The sequence below is a fragment of the Deltaproteobacteria bacterium genome (assembly GCA_015233135.1).
Taxonomy (GTDB): Bacteria; UBA10199; UBA10199; order JADFYH01; family JADFYH01; genus JADFYH01.
The window spans coordinates 32,852-46,796 of the sequence record JADFYH010000009.1 but is presented as its reverse complement, the minus strand read 5'-3'; the positions used below and the strand labels follow the sequence as shown (position 1 = coordinate 46,796).

Below are 13,945 nucleotides of genomic sequence, written 5' to 3'. Positions count from 1 at the left end.
ATGAAAGAAAAAAACAACTTCTCAGAATTGGAACTTACGGAACGTGTGGTTAACATTAGCCGTACCGCAAAAGTAGTAAAGGGTGGACGGCGATTTAGTTTCAGTGCCTTGGTAGTGGTAGGTGATGCGAATGGCCATGTGGGGGCTGGCTTGGGAAAAGCAAAAGAAGTTCCCGAAGCCATTCGTAAGGCGGGAGAGCAGGCGCGTAAAAACGTAATTAAGGTCCCTTTAAAAGAGGCGACGTTGCCCCATGAAATCATAGGTCGTTTTGGTTCAGCACGAGTGCTTTTAAAGCCCGCATCGGCTGGTACCGGGGTGATTGCCGGGGGGGCTGTTCGTGCAGTGTTAGAAGCGGTGGGCGTTCACGATATCCTGACCAAGTGTATTGGTACAAACAATCCGCACAACGTGGTCAAAGCAACCTTTGATGGTCTTGTCCGAATGAAAATTCCTGAAAAGTATTTAGCATTAAAGAAGGCGGTTTAACATGTCTGGTTTAATTCGTATTACCCTCGAAAAAGGAGTGATTGCCACTCCTGAAAACCACAAGAGAACCGTAAAGGCCTTGGGCCTGGGGCATCGGCATCAATCCCGTATTTTGAAAGATACACCTGCTGTACGGGGGATGATTCAAAATGTAATTTATCTTTTAAAAGTAGAACCTGTGACTTCGTTAGAGGAAAAAGAGCCTGTCACGGCGTTTCATTCAAATCCCGAATATGTTTTGGGTGAAGTAAAAGCGAAAACAAAAAAGAAAAAAACAGCCAAGGTGAAGAAATGAACTGGTTATCTTGTTTAGAAAGTCCTCCGGGCGCGAATAAAAAGAAAAAAAGACTAGGAAGAGGAGATTCCAGCGGTCATGGGGGGACTTCGACCAAAGGCCATAAAGGGCAGCATGCAAGGTCGGGTGGATTTCATAAAGCAGGCTTCGAAGGGGGGCAAATGCCCTTGTCGAGGCGTGTTCCCAAGCGAGGCTTTCATAATCCTTTTCGAGTGGAATTTAATATAGTTAATGTGGGGGAGTTGGCCCAGTTTTCTTCTGGGGCTGTAGTCGATCTAGATGCTTTATTGAAAAAAGGTCTAGTGCGGAAGAAACAATTGCCTCTTAAAATTTTGGGCGAAGGGGAACTCCCGCATTCTCTAGTAGTTAAGGCCCACCAGTTTTCAAAAAGCGCCGCTGAGAAGATTCAAAAAAGTGGCGGAACCGTAGAACTTCTCCAGGTAAAAGGCCAATAATCTGTGTCGACCAGTCTTGGAAATATTACAAAAATCCCGGAGTTAAAGAAGCGTATTCTGTTTACGTTGATGATGTTGGCTGTCTATCGTTTGGGCTGCTTTATACCTACCCCAGGGATAGATCCAGTGGCATTAAAAAAGTTTTTGTCTCAAGGGACGATCTTTGAAATTATCAATTTATTTTCAGGGGGTGCTTTCGAAAAATTTTCGGTTTTTGCACTTTCCATTATGCCCTACATCAGTGCCTCCATTATTATGCAGCTTTTGACTGTCGTGATTCCCAGTCTTGAAAAGTTGCAAAAAGAGGGCGAGCAAGGGCGTAAAAAAATTACCCAGTACACACGCTATGGCACTGTGGTCTTGGCCTTGGTTCAAGGTTTTGGCTTTAGTTATGGACTGGAACGGCAAGGGGTTTTGTTGCCGGGCGAGGGAGGCATCCTTTTCTGTTTTACAAGCATGTTCACCTTGGCAGCGGGGACGAGTTTTGTGATGTGGTTGGGAGAGCAAATTACGGAACGCGGTATAGGCAATGGAATTTCTTTGGTTATTTTTTCTGGAATTGTTGCACGAATCCCCTCTGCATTCCGAGATGCTTTAAAAACTCAAACTGGATTTACTTGTTTGCTGCTTCTTGGTTTTATTGCTGTGGTCATTGCACTCATTGCTTTTTGTGAACGCGGTCAAAGAAGGATTCCTATTAGTTTTGCCAAGCGAGTAGTAGGTAGAAAAATGTTTGGAGGACAGACCACGCATTTGCCTCTAAAAATAAATACGGCTGGAGTTATTCCGCCCATTTTTGCGTCTTCTCTTATTTTATTTCCTGCGACGATTGCGCAATTTTTTCATGTGGAGTTTTTTCAGAGGATTGCGACTTCTCTGACCAGTGGTTGGTTGCATACTTTTCTTTATGTGTTTTTGATTATCTTCTTCGCTTTTTTTTATACAGCTGTGGCCTTTAACCCCGTAGATGTGGCAGACAATGTGCGTAAAAATGGGGGTTTTATTCCCGGTGTAAGGCCCGGAAAACCTACTTCGGATTTCATTGATAGAGTGTTAACTCGCATTACTTTAGGGGGTGCAGTTTATGTAGCAGCGATTTGTGTGTTACCCGAACTATTGATGAATCATTTTGGAATACCTCGTACCTTGGCTTCTGTTTTTGGAGGGACTTCCATTCTTATCATTGTAGGGGTGGCCATGGATACCGTAGCCCAAATGGAGTCTCATCTTCTGAGTCATCATTATGATGGATTTTTAGGTCAGAAGGCAGGAAAGTTTAAAGGGAGGAGAGGTTAAGTTGAATCTGATTTTTTTTGGGCCTCCGGGTGCTGGTAAGGGGACCCAGTCACAACAAGTTCAGCAGATTTACGGTATTCCTCAAATTTCTACGGGGGACATGCTGAGAGAGGCAAGAACAGCAAAGAGCCCTTTGGGGCTGGAAGCTGAAAAGTTCATGTCTGAAGGTAAACTGGTTCCAGATTCGGTGATAGTGAGTTTGATGGACGAACGTTTGAAGCAGAAGGATTGTAATAAGGGTTTTATTTTAGATGGTTTCCCAAGGACCTTGGAACAGGCATCCGCCTTGAAGGAAATGTTGAAAGCCCAGGGTAAAAAAATAGATTGTGTGGTTAATATTGAAGTGAATGAAGAAGAATTGGTGGCTCGTCTGACTGGAAGAAGGCAGTGTGAAAAGTGCAAGAAGGCCTATCACGTATTGTATAGCCCTCCAAAGCAAGAGGGAGTTTGTGATGTCTGTGCTTCAAAACTTTTTCAGCGTGATGATGATCAGGAGCGCACCATCCGACAGCGATTAAAAGTTTATGTAGACAAAACTCAGCCAGTAATTAATTTTTATAAACAGGAAAAAATACTGGAATCTATCAATGGGAGTGGTGAAGTGGCCTTGATCTTAAAAAAGATTGAAAAGATTTTAGAAAGCAGATCACAAGGCCATTCTTAGCTATGGTTGTTATTCGATCAGCGGCGGAGATTGAGAAGATTAAAAAGGCCTCCAAAGTAGTGGCCCAGGTTCTTTTAAAAATAAAGGAGTATGTTCGGCCCGGTGTCTCTACCTTAGAACTTGATCAGGTGGCTGAGCGGTGTATCCGTGAAGCAGGCGCGAGTCCAGCCTTCAAGGGCTACATGGGTTATCAGGCTACTTTGTGCACTTCCATAAATCATGAGGTTGTGCATGGAATTCCTTCTTCCAAACGTATTTTGAAGGAGGGAGATGTGATTGGAGTGGATTGCGGAGCTATGATCGAGGGTTATTATGGAGATGCCGCTTATACTTATGCAGTAGGAGAGGTATCCGAAAGAGCTGCCAGAATTTTGAAAGTTGGGCAGGAAAGCCTTTTTAAGGGCATTGAGCAAATGCTTCCTAAAAAAAGGTTGTTTGATATTGGAGCCTCTATACAGACTTATGTGGAAGCTCATGGTTATTCGGTTGTTCGAGATTATGTGGGGCATGGCATAGGGACAAAGTTGCATGAGGAACCTCAGGTGCCCAATTATGGCGAGGCAGGAACTGGGTTTCGTTTGAAGGCGGGGATGGTATTTGCCATCGAGCCCATGATCAATGAAGGGACGCATGAGGTTAAAACTTTAGAGGATGGTTGGACGGTCATTACAAAAGACAAAGGTTTATCGGTGCATTTTGAACATACCGTTGTCGTTACCGAAAATGGCCCCGAGATTTTAAGTATGTTTTAGTTTCAAACCTGGGGTTTGAAACGAAAGGAATTTAACAACAGTGTCAAAAGAAGATTGTATTGAAGTTGAAGGAGTGGTAACAGAGCCGCTCCCAAATGCCATGTTTAGGGTGCAACTCGAAAATGGCCACAAGATATTGGCTCATATATCGGGGAAGATGCGGATGCATTTCATCAAGATTCTTCCTGGTGATCGAGTGAAAGTAGAGCTGTCTCCCTATGATCTAACGCGGGGAAGAATTATTTATCGTGCTAAATAAATTTGAACCTAGATTTAAAAGAGACCCACTATGAAAGTCAGAAGCTCTGTCAAAAAAATATGTCCTAAATGTAAGGTGATTCGACGGTCAGGTACCGTTCGGGTTATTTGTGAAAATCCAAGACACAAACAGAAACAAGGGTAATGTGTAGGATACGACCTACACATCGATAATTTATGCCACGTATAGCCGGTGTTGATATTCCTTCGAAGAAAAGAATGGAGATTGCTTTAACCTATATTTTTGGGGTAGGGCGGTCCCGTTGTAAAGAAATCTTAGAAGCAACAGGTATTGATCCAAACCTTCGTGCAGAGAAATTGACGGATGCCGATATCGCGAAGATTCGCGAATATATGGATTCCAATTTTAAAGTGGAAGGGGATTTGCGCCGTGAAGTCGGGTTGAGTATTAAACGGCTTCAAGATTTGGGCGCCTATCGTGGAACGAGGCACCGTAAGGGTCTTCCTGTAAGAGGTCAAAGGACGAAGACCAACTCAAGGACCCGAAAAGGTCCCCGCAAGACGGTAGCAGGTCGAAAGAAGGCTCCAAGCGGTAAATAATTCACTCGTTATTTTTTAGGGAAAAACTATGGGTTCTACAAAATCTACTGAAGTCAGTGCTGCCCCGGAAGAAAAAAAGGAAGCCGCAGCCAAAGCTCCAAAAAGAAAGAAAAATAAAAAACAATTGTCGGTTGGTCTTGTTCATATTCAAGCCAGTTTTAATAATACCATTATTACGGTGACGGATGTTTCGGGCAATGTTGTGTCTTGGTCCTCTGCGGGTTCAAAAGGTTTCAAGGGCTCTAGAAAGAGCACTCCTTTTGCGGCCCAGATTGCTTCTGAAGATGCAGTGAAAAAGGCTATGGAACATGGTCTAAGGACGGTGACCGTTTATGTCAATGGCCCAGGTGGTGGCAGAGAATCTGCGTTAAGGGCAGTGGCTCAGGCAGGTTTAAAGGTAACAATGATTCGGGATGTAACCCCTATTCCTCACAATGGTTGCAGACCCCCTAAGAGGAGAAGAGTGTAATGGCTAGGTATACAGATTCAGTTTGTAAGCTTTGTCGTCGGGAAGGCATGAAGTTGTTTTTGAAAGGCGATCGTTGTTATACTGAAAAGTGTGCGATAGATCGTCGTGCTTATCCGCCCGGACAGCATGGGCAAGGGCGTACCAAGAAGTCCGAGTATGGGACTCAGCTTCGTGAAAAGCAAAAGGTGAAAAGAATTTATGGTATACTCGAGCGTCCTTTCCGACTTGCCTTTCAAAGAGCTGATCGCAAAAAAGGTGTGACGGGTGAGAATTTGTTACTCGATTTGGAATCGCGTCTGGATAACATGGTGTACCGATTTGGTTTTGCAAACTCGAGAGCGGAGGCCAGGCATCTGGTGAGGCATGGGCATTTTACGGTAAACACCAAAAAAGTGAATATTCCTTCTTACATCTGTCGTCCTAGCGATTTGGTGGAAGTGAAAGAAAATAGCCGTAAGGTGGCTCGTATCGTTCAGGCCATCGAATCGGTTGACCGTAGAGGAATTCCTTCCTGGTTGGAATTGGATAAGCAAAATTTTAAGGGTGTTGTAAAAACGCTTCCACAGCGTTCTGATCTTACTTTGCCTATTCAAGAGCAGCTCATCGTTGAATTATATTCTAAATAAGATTTCAAGAGATCAAATGGAGGTCGTAAGATGGATACTCTAGTGGCTAAAAATTGGAGAGGTTTGATTAAGCCTAAAAAGCTGGATGTCGAAAGAGATGGCGAGGGAAATAACTTCGGTAAGTTTGTTGTTAAACCTTTAGAGAGGGGTTTTGGTCTTACGCTGGGGAATGCCCTAAGAAGGGTATTGTTGTCTTCCATTCAAGGTGCCGCAGTCACAAATATTAAAATTGAGGGTGTGCAGCATGAGTTTTCGTCCGTTCCTGGAGTTACAGAGGATGTCACGGATATTATTTTAAACCTCAAGCAGCTCCGCTTAAGGTTGAGTGGTGTCGAACGTGAAGTAGTGCGCATTGATGCGGTGGGCCCTAAAGAAGTGAAGGCCTCCGATATCGTTGCTTCGGCTAATATTGAAGTGCTGAATCCGGATTTACATATTGCTACTTTATCCGCCGATGCAAAGCTCAATATGGAATTAGTGGTGCGTTTGGGAAAAGGATATTCCCCTGCAGATCGTAACAAAAGCGAAAAAGATCCTATCGGAATGATTCCCATCGATGCAATTTTTACTCCTATTACCAAGGTGAATTATACGATAGCCAATGCACGCGTAGGGCAAGATACTGACTACGATAGGCTCACTTTGGAAGTGTGGACTGATGGTTCGGTTACCCCGGAAGACTCTGTTTCTTATTCGGCGAAGATCTTAAAAGATCAACTCAGTATGTTTGTGAACTTCGAAGAAGAAGATGAGCCCGTGGAAGAAATTATTTCGGATGGCCCCCGTATCAACGAAAATCTGAACAAGCGGGTAGAGGAGTTGGAACTTTCCGTGAGGTCTGCCAATTGTCTTCAAAATGCCAATATCAGACACATTGGAGAGTTGGTTCAAAAGACTGAATCCGAAATGTTGAAAACTAAAAATTTTGGTCGTAAGTCGCTCAATGAGATTAAGGAAATTTTGTCAGAAATGAATCTTTCTTTGGGTATGAAGCTCGATTCATGGGTTTACCCTGCGGAAGATGAAACCAAAAAGGAAGAGCTGTAAGCCATGAGACATCGCGTAGCAAAAAAAAGATTTTCGCGTTCCACTTCGCACCGAATTGCCATGATGAGAAATATGGTCACCTCACTGATTGAGCATGAGAGGATTGAAACCACTGTTATCAAGGCGAAGGAATTGCGTAAGCTCGCCGAAAAGATGATTAGTCTGGGGAAAGAGGGCAGTCTCAATGCCAGACGTCGTGCGGTCGCTATTGTTCGCACTAAAGCAGCGGTAGCCAAGCTTTTCTCAGATCTTGCGGAAAGGTTTAAAGACCGTAAAGGCGGCTATACTCGGGTGCTTAAATTGGGCTTTCGCTTGGGCGATGCGGCTCCCATGGCACTCATTGAATATGTAGATTACGACCCTTCCGAAAAAATAAATGCCGAGCTGAACAAGTCAGCAGATAAAGAGGCCGAGAAGAAAAAGCCCGCTGCTAAAAAAAAGGTGGTGGCTGCTGAGGAGACAAAAGAAAAAAAAGTAAAAAAGGTTGCGAAGCCCAAGAAGGAAGCGGCGGAGAAAAAGGTGAAAAAAGTAACGAAAAAAACTAGCGAGAAGAAAATAAAAAAAGAAGAAAAGTAGTAGTTTGAGTATGATTTTAAGTTTTTAAAAAGAAGGCGTCTCCTTTTGGGGGGGATGCCTTTTTTTACGTTGTCAGAAAATATGAAAGTTAGAATATTTTTACAGATACTTCTGCTAAGTGTGTTAGGCGCTGGACTCTGGTGGCTATTTCAGCAGGGGCCCCAGGGGAGTTCTTCTGCTATTCAAGAGGGGAAAACGGCTCCGGATTTCGACTTAAAAGATCATGAGGGGCATGCCGTACAGCTGTCCCAATTTAGACCAAAAGTAGTTCTCTTGAATTTTTGGGCAACGACTTGCCCTCCTTGTGTGAGTGAAATGGCTAGTTTGGAAAAACTTTATCAAAGTTTTCCTCGAGATGAGTTTGAAATATTAGGTGTGAGCATGGATGAAGAGGGATGGACGCCCATTGAGGAATTCAAAAAATTGCATCTGGTCTCTTTTAAGATCGTCCTGGACGCAGAATTCAAAGTTGCCGATTTATACAGCGTTGATCACATTCCACAAACTTATTTGATTGACCAAAAAGGGACAGTTGTTGAAGAAACCCTTGGAGCCCAAGACTGGTCTGAAGCGGCAGTAATCCAGAAAATTAAAAATCTGATTCAGAAAAGGTAAGAAGCCCTACAATGAAATTTTTATTGGTTCTGTACTCTGAATCACTGAAAGTTGCCCTGCTATTTTTTGCGCTATTTCCTTAAATCTAATGGATTGAGTATAGTGGGTTGATTTCATCGTAATCGGTTCACCGCTGTCTGATCCTTCGCGGGTAGGGATATCCAGAGGGAGTTCTCCCAAAAAATTAACCTTCATTTCTTCGGCCTTCTTTTTTCCGCCGCCTTTTGAAAAAATTTCGCTGTGATGATGACAGTTGGGACATTCGAAGAAACTCATGTTTTCAATGACGCCCAATACAGGGACATGCACTTGTTGAAACATCGCGATGCCTCTCACCACATCGGCTAAGGCCACATCCTGCGGCGTAGTCACAATGACTGCCCCGGAAATGGGAATGAGTTGAGAAAGCGAAAGTTGGGCATCTCCGGTTCCCGGAGGCAAATCCAAAACCAGATAATCGAGTTCACCCCAAAGCACATCATCCAAAAACTGTTGCAGCATTTTATGGATCATGGGCCCACGCCACATCACGGCATCGTTTTCGCGCATCATAAAACCAATCGACATAATCTTGAGGCCATATTTTTCCAGAGGGATAATCTTTTGTTTTTCCTGATCCACCGCAGGCTTTTTATCTTTTAATCCAAAAAGGGTAGGGATGCTGGGGCCATAAATATCGGTATCGAGCACGCCCACCCTTGCACCACTCAGAGAAAGGGCAATGGCAAGATTGACCGCCACCGTTGATTTTCCCACGCCACCTTTTCCGCTGGCCACGGCGATGATATTCTTTACTCCCGCCAATCTTTCGGAAGAACTCAGCGTCGCGGATTTCTTCACCTGCGCATCCATGAGTATTTCCACTTCGGATACTCCAGGGACTGCCAGTACGGCTTGACGAATATCGTCTTCAATTTTCTTTTTCAAAGGGCAGGCAGGTGTCGTCAAAACAGCGCGCAGACTGACTTTACTGCCTGTGATTTTTATATCCTTAATCATGTCGAGCGTGACTAAGTCTTTGCCAATTTCAGGGTCTTTTACGTTTTTGAGGGCGTTGAGGATGAGTTCTGTATTCATGATGTGATTTGTTTCGTTTTTTTAGTGAGTTGATTTTGTACGTCTAAAAAGAGTCTGAGAACATTATTAACGACTTGAGAGCTTTTGAATTTTTTTGCAATATCAGGTTCTAGAATAACATAATTTTGGCTGCGTTTAATGAGATTGGCATACTTTCCTCGAACACCCTTAGAAAAATCATATTCAGGAAGCATTTCATCGTAGGCCAATTTTTTATTTTTTTTCATAATTTTTTTTCTCCTTCAAAGATGCAAATCTTGCATTAATAATACGAATTTTATCCCTCCTGTAGACATGACTTATAACTAATAATTTCCCTTTGCAAGATTCTCCAATTATTAAATATCGATCTTCTTCCTCTGAATGAGATTCGTCATGAACAACAAGAGAAAGTGGATCATCAAATACTGTTTCTGCTTCTTCTAAACTAATTCCATGTTTTTTTAAATTAAGGATATATTTTTCCCAATCCCATTCAAACTCTGCATCCATTTTATTTTCTCCCTACATCATATTCAATTCCAGTTTTGCGGCCTCCGACATTTTTTCAGGGGTCCAGGGAGGATCCCAAATCACTTCTACATTGACGTCTATTACTCCGGGGATTCCACGAAGTTTCATTTCTATTTCCGGAGGCAGGGTTTCAGCCACCGGACAAGAGGGAGAAGTGAGGGTCATTTTTACATACACTGTCGCGTCGTCTCTTACCCCATGTTCGTAGATGAGTCCCAGATCATAAATATTGACCGGAATTTCCGGGTCGTAACAGGTCTTCAAGGTGTCGAGGACATGTTCTTCGATTTTTTGAATTTGTTCTGAAGATATTTGCATAAATGCTTTAAGAGGGGAGATTTTAAGCTCCTTCTCTCATATCGGCTTCTTCAGTGGTCACGCATTCGCCTTTTCCTTCAAGGGCCGATTTCACGGCATGCCAGGCGAGAGAAGCACATTTCACGCGGGCCGGAAACTCCCACACCCCGGAAAAAACTGCAAGTTTCCCCAGATTTTCGGGGAGAGTTTCTGCCGAATTGCTCATCAGCATGGCATGGAAGGACTCAAAGAGTTTGAGGGCTTCTTCCTTGCTTTTTCCGATTAGTGCTTCAGTCATCATGGAGCTGGAGGCCTTGGAAATGGCGCAGCCCGATCCTTCAAAACTGATGTCGCAAATTTTGTTGTTTTTTATTTGCAGCAGTACCGTGATGTGGTCTCCACACAAAGGATTAAAGCCTTCCGCTTTTAAATTGGCGGGGATGGCCTTATTAAAATTACGAGGATGCTTGTTGTGATCTAAAATCACTTCCTGATAGAGATCTCGGAGTTCCATGGGTAGAGGGATAAGGTTTAAGGTATAAGGTTTATGGTATAAGGGAAAGACACACCCTTAAACCTTAAACCTTAAACCTTAAACCTTAAACCTGCCTCTTTAACTAAAAACTTTCCTAACTTTTTCCAAACCCTTCACCAGGATATCCACTTCTTTGCGCGTGTTGTAGAACGCAAAAGAGGCCCTGGCTGTGGCCGGCACTTTAAAGAAAGTCATCACGGGCATGGCGCAATGATGACCGGTGCGAATGGCAATTCCTTCGCTATCCAGCACGGTGCCTATATCGTGAGGGTGTATGTCCTCAAAAATAAAAGACAGGACGCTCGCTTTTTCTTTGGCCTGTCCTATGAATCTCAATTGGTCAATTTTTGAAACTTCCTGAATGGCATAAGATAAAAGCCCTGCCTCATGATTGGCAATCTGGTCCAAACCCAAATTCTCAAGATATTCCAAGGCAGGTTGCAGGGCAATTGCTCCGGCAATATTGGGGGTGCCTGCCTCAAATTTATAGGGAAGAACATTGTAAGTGGTTTTTTCAAAACTCACCGAGGCAATCATATCCCCTCCGCCTTGATAAGGAGGGATTTCTTCCAGCCATTTTTCTTTTCCGTAGAGCACCCCAATTCCAGTGGGGCCAAAGGTTTTATGACCCGAAAACGCGTAGAAATCGCAATCCAAGGCCTGAACATCCACTTTCAAATGCGCTGTAGACTGCGCACCGTCTATTAATACGGGGATGTTTTTTTCATGGGCCTTTTTAATCATTTTTTTGACGGGGTTTACAGTCCCCAAGGCATTGGAGATATAAAGCAGCGAAAGCAGCTTCACTTTGTGAGTGAGTAATTTTTCGAATTCCTCAAAAATAATTTCGCCCTGCAGGTTGATGGGGATTACTTTCAGCTTCGCGCCTTTTTCTTCACAAAGTATTTGCCAGGGGACGATGTTGGAATGATGCTCCAGGGCCGAGATGAGGATTTCATCCCCCTCACGGATAAATTTTTTTCCAAAACTCGAAGCGATTAAATTGATTCCTTCTGTGGTGCCTCGGGTGAAAATAATTTCATGAGGAAATTTTGCGTTTAAAAATTTCTGGATGAAACGCCGGGCTTTTTCATATTCCTCGGTGGCGCGTTCACTTAAAAAATGTACCCCGCGGTGGATGTTGGCATTTTCTTTTTCATAGTATTGAGTGAGGCGATCCAAAACCACTTGGGGTTTTTGAGTAGTCGCGGCATTGTCCAGATACACCAAGGGTTTGCCACGAATGATTTGGGAAAGAATAGGGAAGTCTTTTCGGATTTTTTGAATGTTAAGAGTCATGGTGGTACCTAAGTGCACTCGAGATCACCCTCTCCCCTCAAGGGAGAGGGGAGAGGACAGTCTTCGGGAAAAAATGCGTCAATATCCTGCAGCGAAATTCCTTGAAGAGTAAATCCTGCTTTATTTCTGAAAGCCAGTCGCTGGCAAAGGCAAGGGTGAGCAACGATTTAGCCTCCTGGGCATCCAGCCCGCGAGAGCGCAGATAAAAAAGCTGCTTTTCATCCAGCTTTCCGATGGTGGCTCCGTGGTTGCATTTCACATCATTATTATAAATTTCCAAAAGGGGTTTGGTGTTAACGCTCGCTTTGGGAGAAAGCAGCAGATTTTTATTGAGCTGCCTCGATTCTGTTTTCACTGCATGAGGCTGCACTAAAATGTGCCCCTGAAAGCTGGCCGAGGCCTCTTCTTCCAGAATGCCCTTGTAGAGCTCGTTGGAACGACAATGAGGAGTGGCATGATCGATCAAGGTGTAATTGTCCAAATGCTGAGTTTCCCCGCCAAGATAGAGCCCCAGCAGATTGCACTCGGCACCTTCTTCTTTGAGGCTGCTTTGCAGATGATTGTGGTTGAGGCCGGAACCTAAAAATAATCCATAAGAATAAAAGCGGGAGTTGCGTTTTTGCGACACGCGTACCGAAGAAAGATGAAAGGCCTTTTTGTCTTCTTCCTGGCTGCGATAATAATGAAGTTCGGCGTTGTCGCCCAATTTGATTTCGGTGCTGGCATTCATCAAATAGCATTCGTGATGGAGAGAAATGTAACGTTCCTGCACATGAGCGTACGCAGCACTTTCCAGCTCAATCACATTTTTAGGATAGAAGGCCTGCAAGTGCGAGGCATCCTGGATGCATAAGATTTCGAGCACTTCCTCTACCTGGGTATTTGCGGAGATTCGCAAGTACGCCCCATCCAAGAAGAAGGCGGTATTCAGATTATTCAAGGCATTTTCGGGCGTTGTAGCAAGGGCTTCAAGCTGTAGTCCATTTTTAAGAGCCTCGCTCAAGGGCTTGAACTCTACTCCTGCGGGTAAATGGAGTGAAGAATGTTCGCGCGAAAATTGCCCATTGATTAATGTGATTCTGCAACGCTTTTCCAAACTCGGAAGCTCGGCTTGATGCACAGACGATTTCGATTCAAAGGGAAGCTCCGCCATTTTTTGCAGAGAAGTGTAGCGCCAACTTTCCAGTTTAGTACTGGGGAGCCCCTGATTCAAAAAGGCCGCGTAGGCCTTTTGACGCAGCTCCGGATTCCAGAGTTGCATCAAACTTTGGGAATCTTTTTCGAGTTGTTGAAGGAATGTAGACATAAATAAAGCGCCCTCTCATCGCTAACTCGCAACCTTCTCTAACTTCTCCAACCACGCATAGCCTTCTTTTTCCAATTTCAGGGCGAGAGATCTGTCTCCTGAAAGCACAATCTTTCCACCTGACAGCACGTGGATGAAATCCGGAACGATGTAATCGAGTAATCGTTGGTAATGCGTGACCAGCAAAATGGCCCGTTTTGGGCTACGCAGGGCAGTCACTCCTTCTGCCACGATTTTCAAAGAATCAATATCCAGGCCGGAATCGGTTTCATCCAGAATTGCCAGTTTGGGTTCCAGCAAGGCCATTTGCAGAATTTCGTTCCGCTTTTTTTCACCCCCCGAAAAACCCTCATTCACATTTCGGGAGAGAAATTTTGGGTCCATCTGCAGTAGCTTCATTTTTTCTTTAATCAAGGCCAGAAAATCCAGGGCATCCACTTCTGCTTCGCCGCGGTGTTTGCGGATGGCATTAAGCGCTGCCTTTAAAAAATAGGAATTGGAGACACCAGGAATTTCAATGGGATATTGAAATCCTAAAAAAATTCCTTCGCGGGCGCGTTCTTCTGCAGGCAGATCCAAAAGATTTTTGCCTTCGTATAAAATTTTGCCCTGTGTGACGACATAGTTCTCTCGTCCCGCCAACACCTGAGCCAATGTGCTTTTTCCAGAGCCGTTCGGCCCCATGATGGCATGCACTTCACCGGCATTGATATTGAGGTTAATGCCATTCAGAATTTTTTTACCTTCCACTTCGACGTGGAGCTGATGAATAGTTAACATAACCTTAGCTTCCTCCTCTTAAGCTAAGAGGAGGTTAG

The 13,945-nt window shown here is 44.1% G+C and carries 22 protein-coding genes; 14 read left to right on the top strand and 8 right to left on the bottom strand.

The genetic code is table 11. The features are described 5' to 3' along the window. The 14 genes from rpsE (at position 1) to HQM15_04385 (ending at position 8,100) form a co-directional block, all read left to right on the top strand. Entirely contained in the window at positions 1-486 is a 486-nt protein-coding gene (gene rpsE, locus HQM15_04450; GenBank protein MBF0492012.1) for a 30S ribosomal protein S5, read from the top strand. A gap of 1 nt (position 487) precedes the next feature. Further along, positions 488-781: a 50S ribosomal protein L30 gene (rpmD, locus tag HQM15_04445; GenBank protein ID MBF0492011.1), complete on the top strand. Its 294-nt coding sequence runs from the start codon at positions 488-490 to the stop codon at positions 779-781. Next, the gene (rplO, locus tag HQM15_04440; GenBank protein MBF0492010.1) at positions 778-1,236 is read left to right on the top strand and encodes a 50S ribosomal protein L15; all 459 of its coding nucleotides are present in this window, start codon (positions 778-780) and stop codon (positions 1,234-1,236) included. Before rpmD ends, rplO begins: the two co-directional genes overlap by 4 nt. Before the next feature lie 3 nt (positions 1,237-1,239). Further along, entirely contained in the window at positions 1,240-2,532 is a 1,293-nt protein-coding gene (gene secY, locus HQM15_04435) for a preprotein translocase subunit SecY (GenBank protein MBF0492009.1), read from the top strand. A 1-nt stretch (position 2,533) separates the two neighbouring features. After that, positions 2,534-3,196, top strand: coding sequence for an adenylate kinase (locus tag HQM15_04430; protein ID MBF0492008.1), 663 nt, complete (start codon positions 2,534-2,536; stop codon positions 3,194-3,196). Between the two features lie 2 nt (positions 3,197-3,198). Next, positions 3,199-3,948: a type I methionyl aminopeptidase gene (map, locus tag HQM15_04425; GenBank protein MBF0492007.1), complete on the top strand. Its 750-nt coding sequence runs from the start codon at positions 3,199-3,201 to the stop codon at positions 3,946-3,948. Between the two features lie 40 nt (positions 3,949-3,988). Continuing rightward, entirely contained in the window at positions 3,989-4,207 is a 219-nt protein-coding gene (gene infA, locus HQM15_04420) for a translation initiation factor IF-1 (protein ID MBF0492006.1), read from the top strand. 30 nt (positions 4,208-4,237) lie between these two features. Further along, on the top strand, positions 4,238-4,351 hold the full coding sequence (rpmJ, locus tag HQM15_04415; protein ID MBF0492005.1) for a 50S ribosomal protein L36: 114 nt from the start codon (positions 4,238-4,240) through the stop codon (positions 4,349-4,351). Positions 4,352-4,383: 32 nt separating this feature from the next. Beyond that, entirely contained in the window at positions 4,384-4,767 is a 384-nt protein-coding gene (rpsM, locus tag HQM15_04410; GenBank protein MBF0492004.1) for a 30S ribosomal protein S13, read from the top strand. A gap of 28 nt (positions 4,768-4,795) precedes the next feature. After that, on the top strand, positions 4,796-5,236 hold the full coding sequence (gene rpsK / locus HQM15_04405; GenBank protein MBF0492003.1) for a 30S ribosomal protein S11: 441 nt from the start codon (positions 4,796-4,798) through the stop codon (positions 5,234-5,236). After that, on the top strand, positions 5,236-5,862 hold the full coding sequence (gene rpsD, locus HQM15_04400) for a 30S ribosomal protein S4 (protein MBF0492002.1): 627 nt from the start codon (positions 5,236-5,238) through the stop codon (positions 5,860-5,862). Before rpsK ends, rpsD begins: the two co-directional genes overlap by 1 nt. Before the next feature lie 30 nt (positions 5,863-5,892). Continuing rightward, complete coding sequence (locus tag HQM15_04395) at positions 5,893-6,909, top strand: DNA-directed RNA polymerase subunit alpha (GenBank protein ID MBF0492001.1); 1,017 nt, start codon at positions 5,893-5,895, stop codon at positions 6,907-6,909. A gap of 3 nt (positions 6,910-6,912) precedes the next feature. Further along, positions 6,913-7,485 carry a 50S ribosomal protein L17 gene (rplQ, locus tag HQM15_04390; GenBank protein MBF0492000.1) on the top strand — a complete coding sequence of 191 codons (573 nt, stop codon included), beginning with the start codon at positions 6,913-6,915 and terminating at the stop codon, positions 7,483-7,485. Positions 7,486-7,566: 81 nt separating this feature from the next. Next, positions 7,567-8,100 (top strand): TlpA family protein disulfide reductase, encoded by a 534-nt coding sequence (locus HQM15_04385; GenBank protein MBF0491999.1) that lies wholly within the window; start codon positions 7,567-7,569, stop codon positions 8,098-8,100. A 6-nt stretch (positions 8,101-8,106) separates the two neighbouring features. On the opposite strand, the gene apbC is transcribed toward HQM15_04385, so the two are convergent. The 8 genes from apbC to sufC form a co-directional block, all read right to left on the bottom strand. Continuing rightward, positions 8,107-9,177 carry an iron-sulfur cluster carrier protein ApbC gene (gene apbC, locus HQM15_04380; GenBank protein MBF0491998.1) on the bottom strand — a complete coding sequence of 357 codons (1,071 nt, stop codon included), beginning with the start codon at positions 9,175-9,177 and terminating at the stop codon, positions 8,107-8,109. Beyond that, positions 9,174-9,404 (bottom strand): hypothetical protein, encoded by a 231-nt coding sequence (locus HQM15_04375; protein ID MBF0491997.1) that lies wholly within the window; start codon positions 9,402-9,404, stop codon positions 9,174-9,176. The genes apbC and HQM15_04375 overlap by 4 nt, the downstream gene beginning before the upstream one ends. Continuing rightward, on the bottom strand, positions 9,391-9,669 hold the full coding sequence (locus tag HQM15_04370) for a BrnT family toxin (protein ID MBF0491996.1): 279 nt from the start codon (positions 9,667-9,669) through the stop codon (positions 9,391-9,393). Before HQM15_04370 ends, HQM15_04375 begins: the two co-directional genes overlap by 14 nt. 12 nt (positions 9,670-9,681) lie before the next feature. Then, positions 9,682-10,008 (bottom strand): DUF59 domain-containing protein, encoded by a 327-nt coding sequence (locus HQM15_04365; GenBank protein ID MBF0491995.1) that lies wholly within the window; start codon positions 10,006-10,008, stop codon positions 9,682-9,684. Between the two features lie 22 nt (positions 10,009-10,030). After that, positions 10,031-10,501: an SUF system NifU family Fe-S cluster assembly protein gene (locus tag HQM15_04360; protein ID MBF0491994.1), complete on the bottom strand. Its 471-nt coding sequence runs from the start codon at positions 10,499-10,501 to the stop codon at positions 10,031-10,033. A gap of 99 nt (positions 10,502-10,600) precedes the next feature. Further along, positions 10,601-11,821, bottom strand: a complete 1,221-nt coding sequence (locus HQM15_04355) for a cysteine desulfurase (protein MBF0491993.1) — start codon at positions 11,819-11,821, stop codon at positions 10,601-10,603. 37 nt (positions 11,822-11,858) lie between these two features. Then, positions 11,859-13,127 carry a Fe-S cluster assembly protein SufD gene (gene sufD / locus HQM15_04350; GenBank protein MBF0491992.1) on the bottom strand — a complete coding sequence of 423 codons (1,269 nt, stop codon included), beginning with the start codon at positions 13,125-13,127 and terminating at the stop codon, positions 11,859-11,861. A gap of 21 nt (positions 13,128-13,148) precedes the next feature. Beyond that, on the bottom strand, positions 13,149-13,907 hold the full coding sequence (gene sufC / locus HQM15_04345; protein ID MBF0491991.1) for a Fe-S cluster assembly ATPase SufC: 759 nt from the start codon (positions 13,905-13,907) through the stop codon (positions 13,149-13,151). Positions 13,908-13,945: the final 38 nt, after the last annotated feature.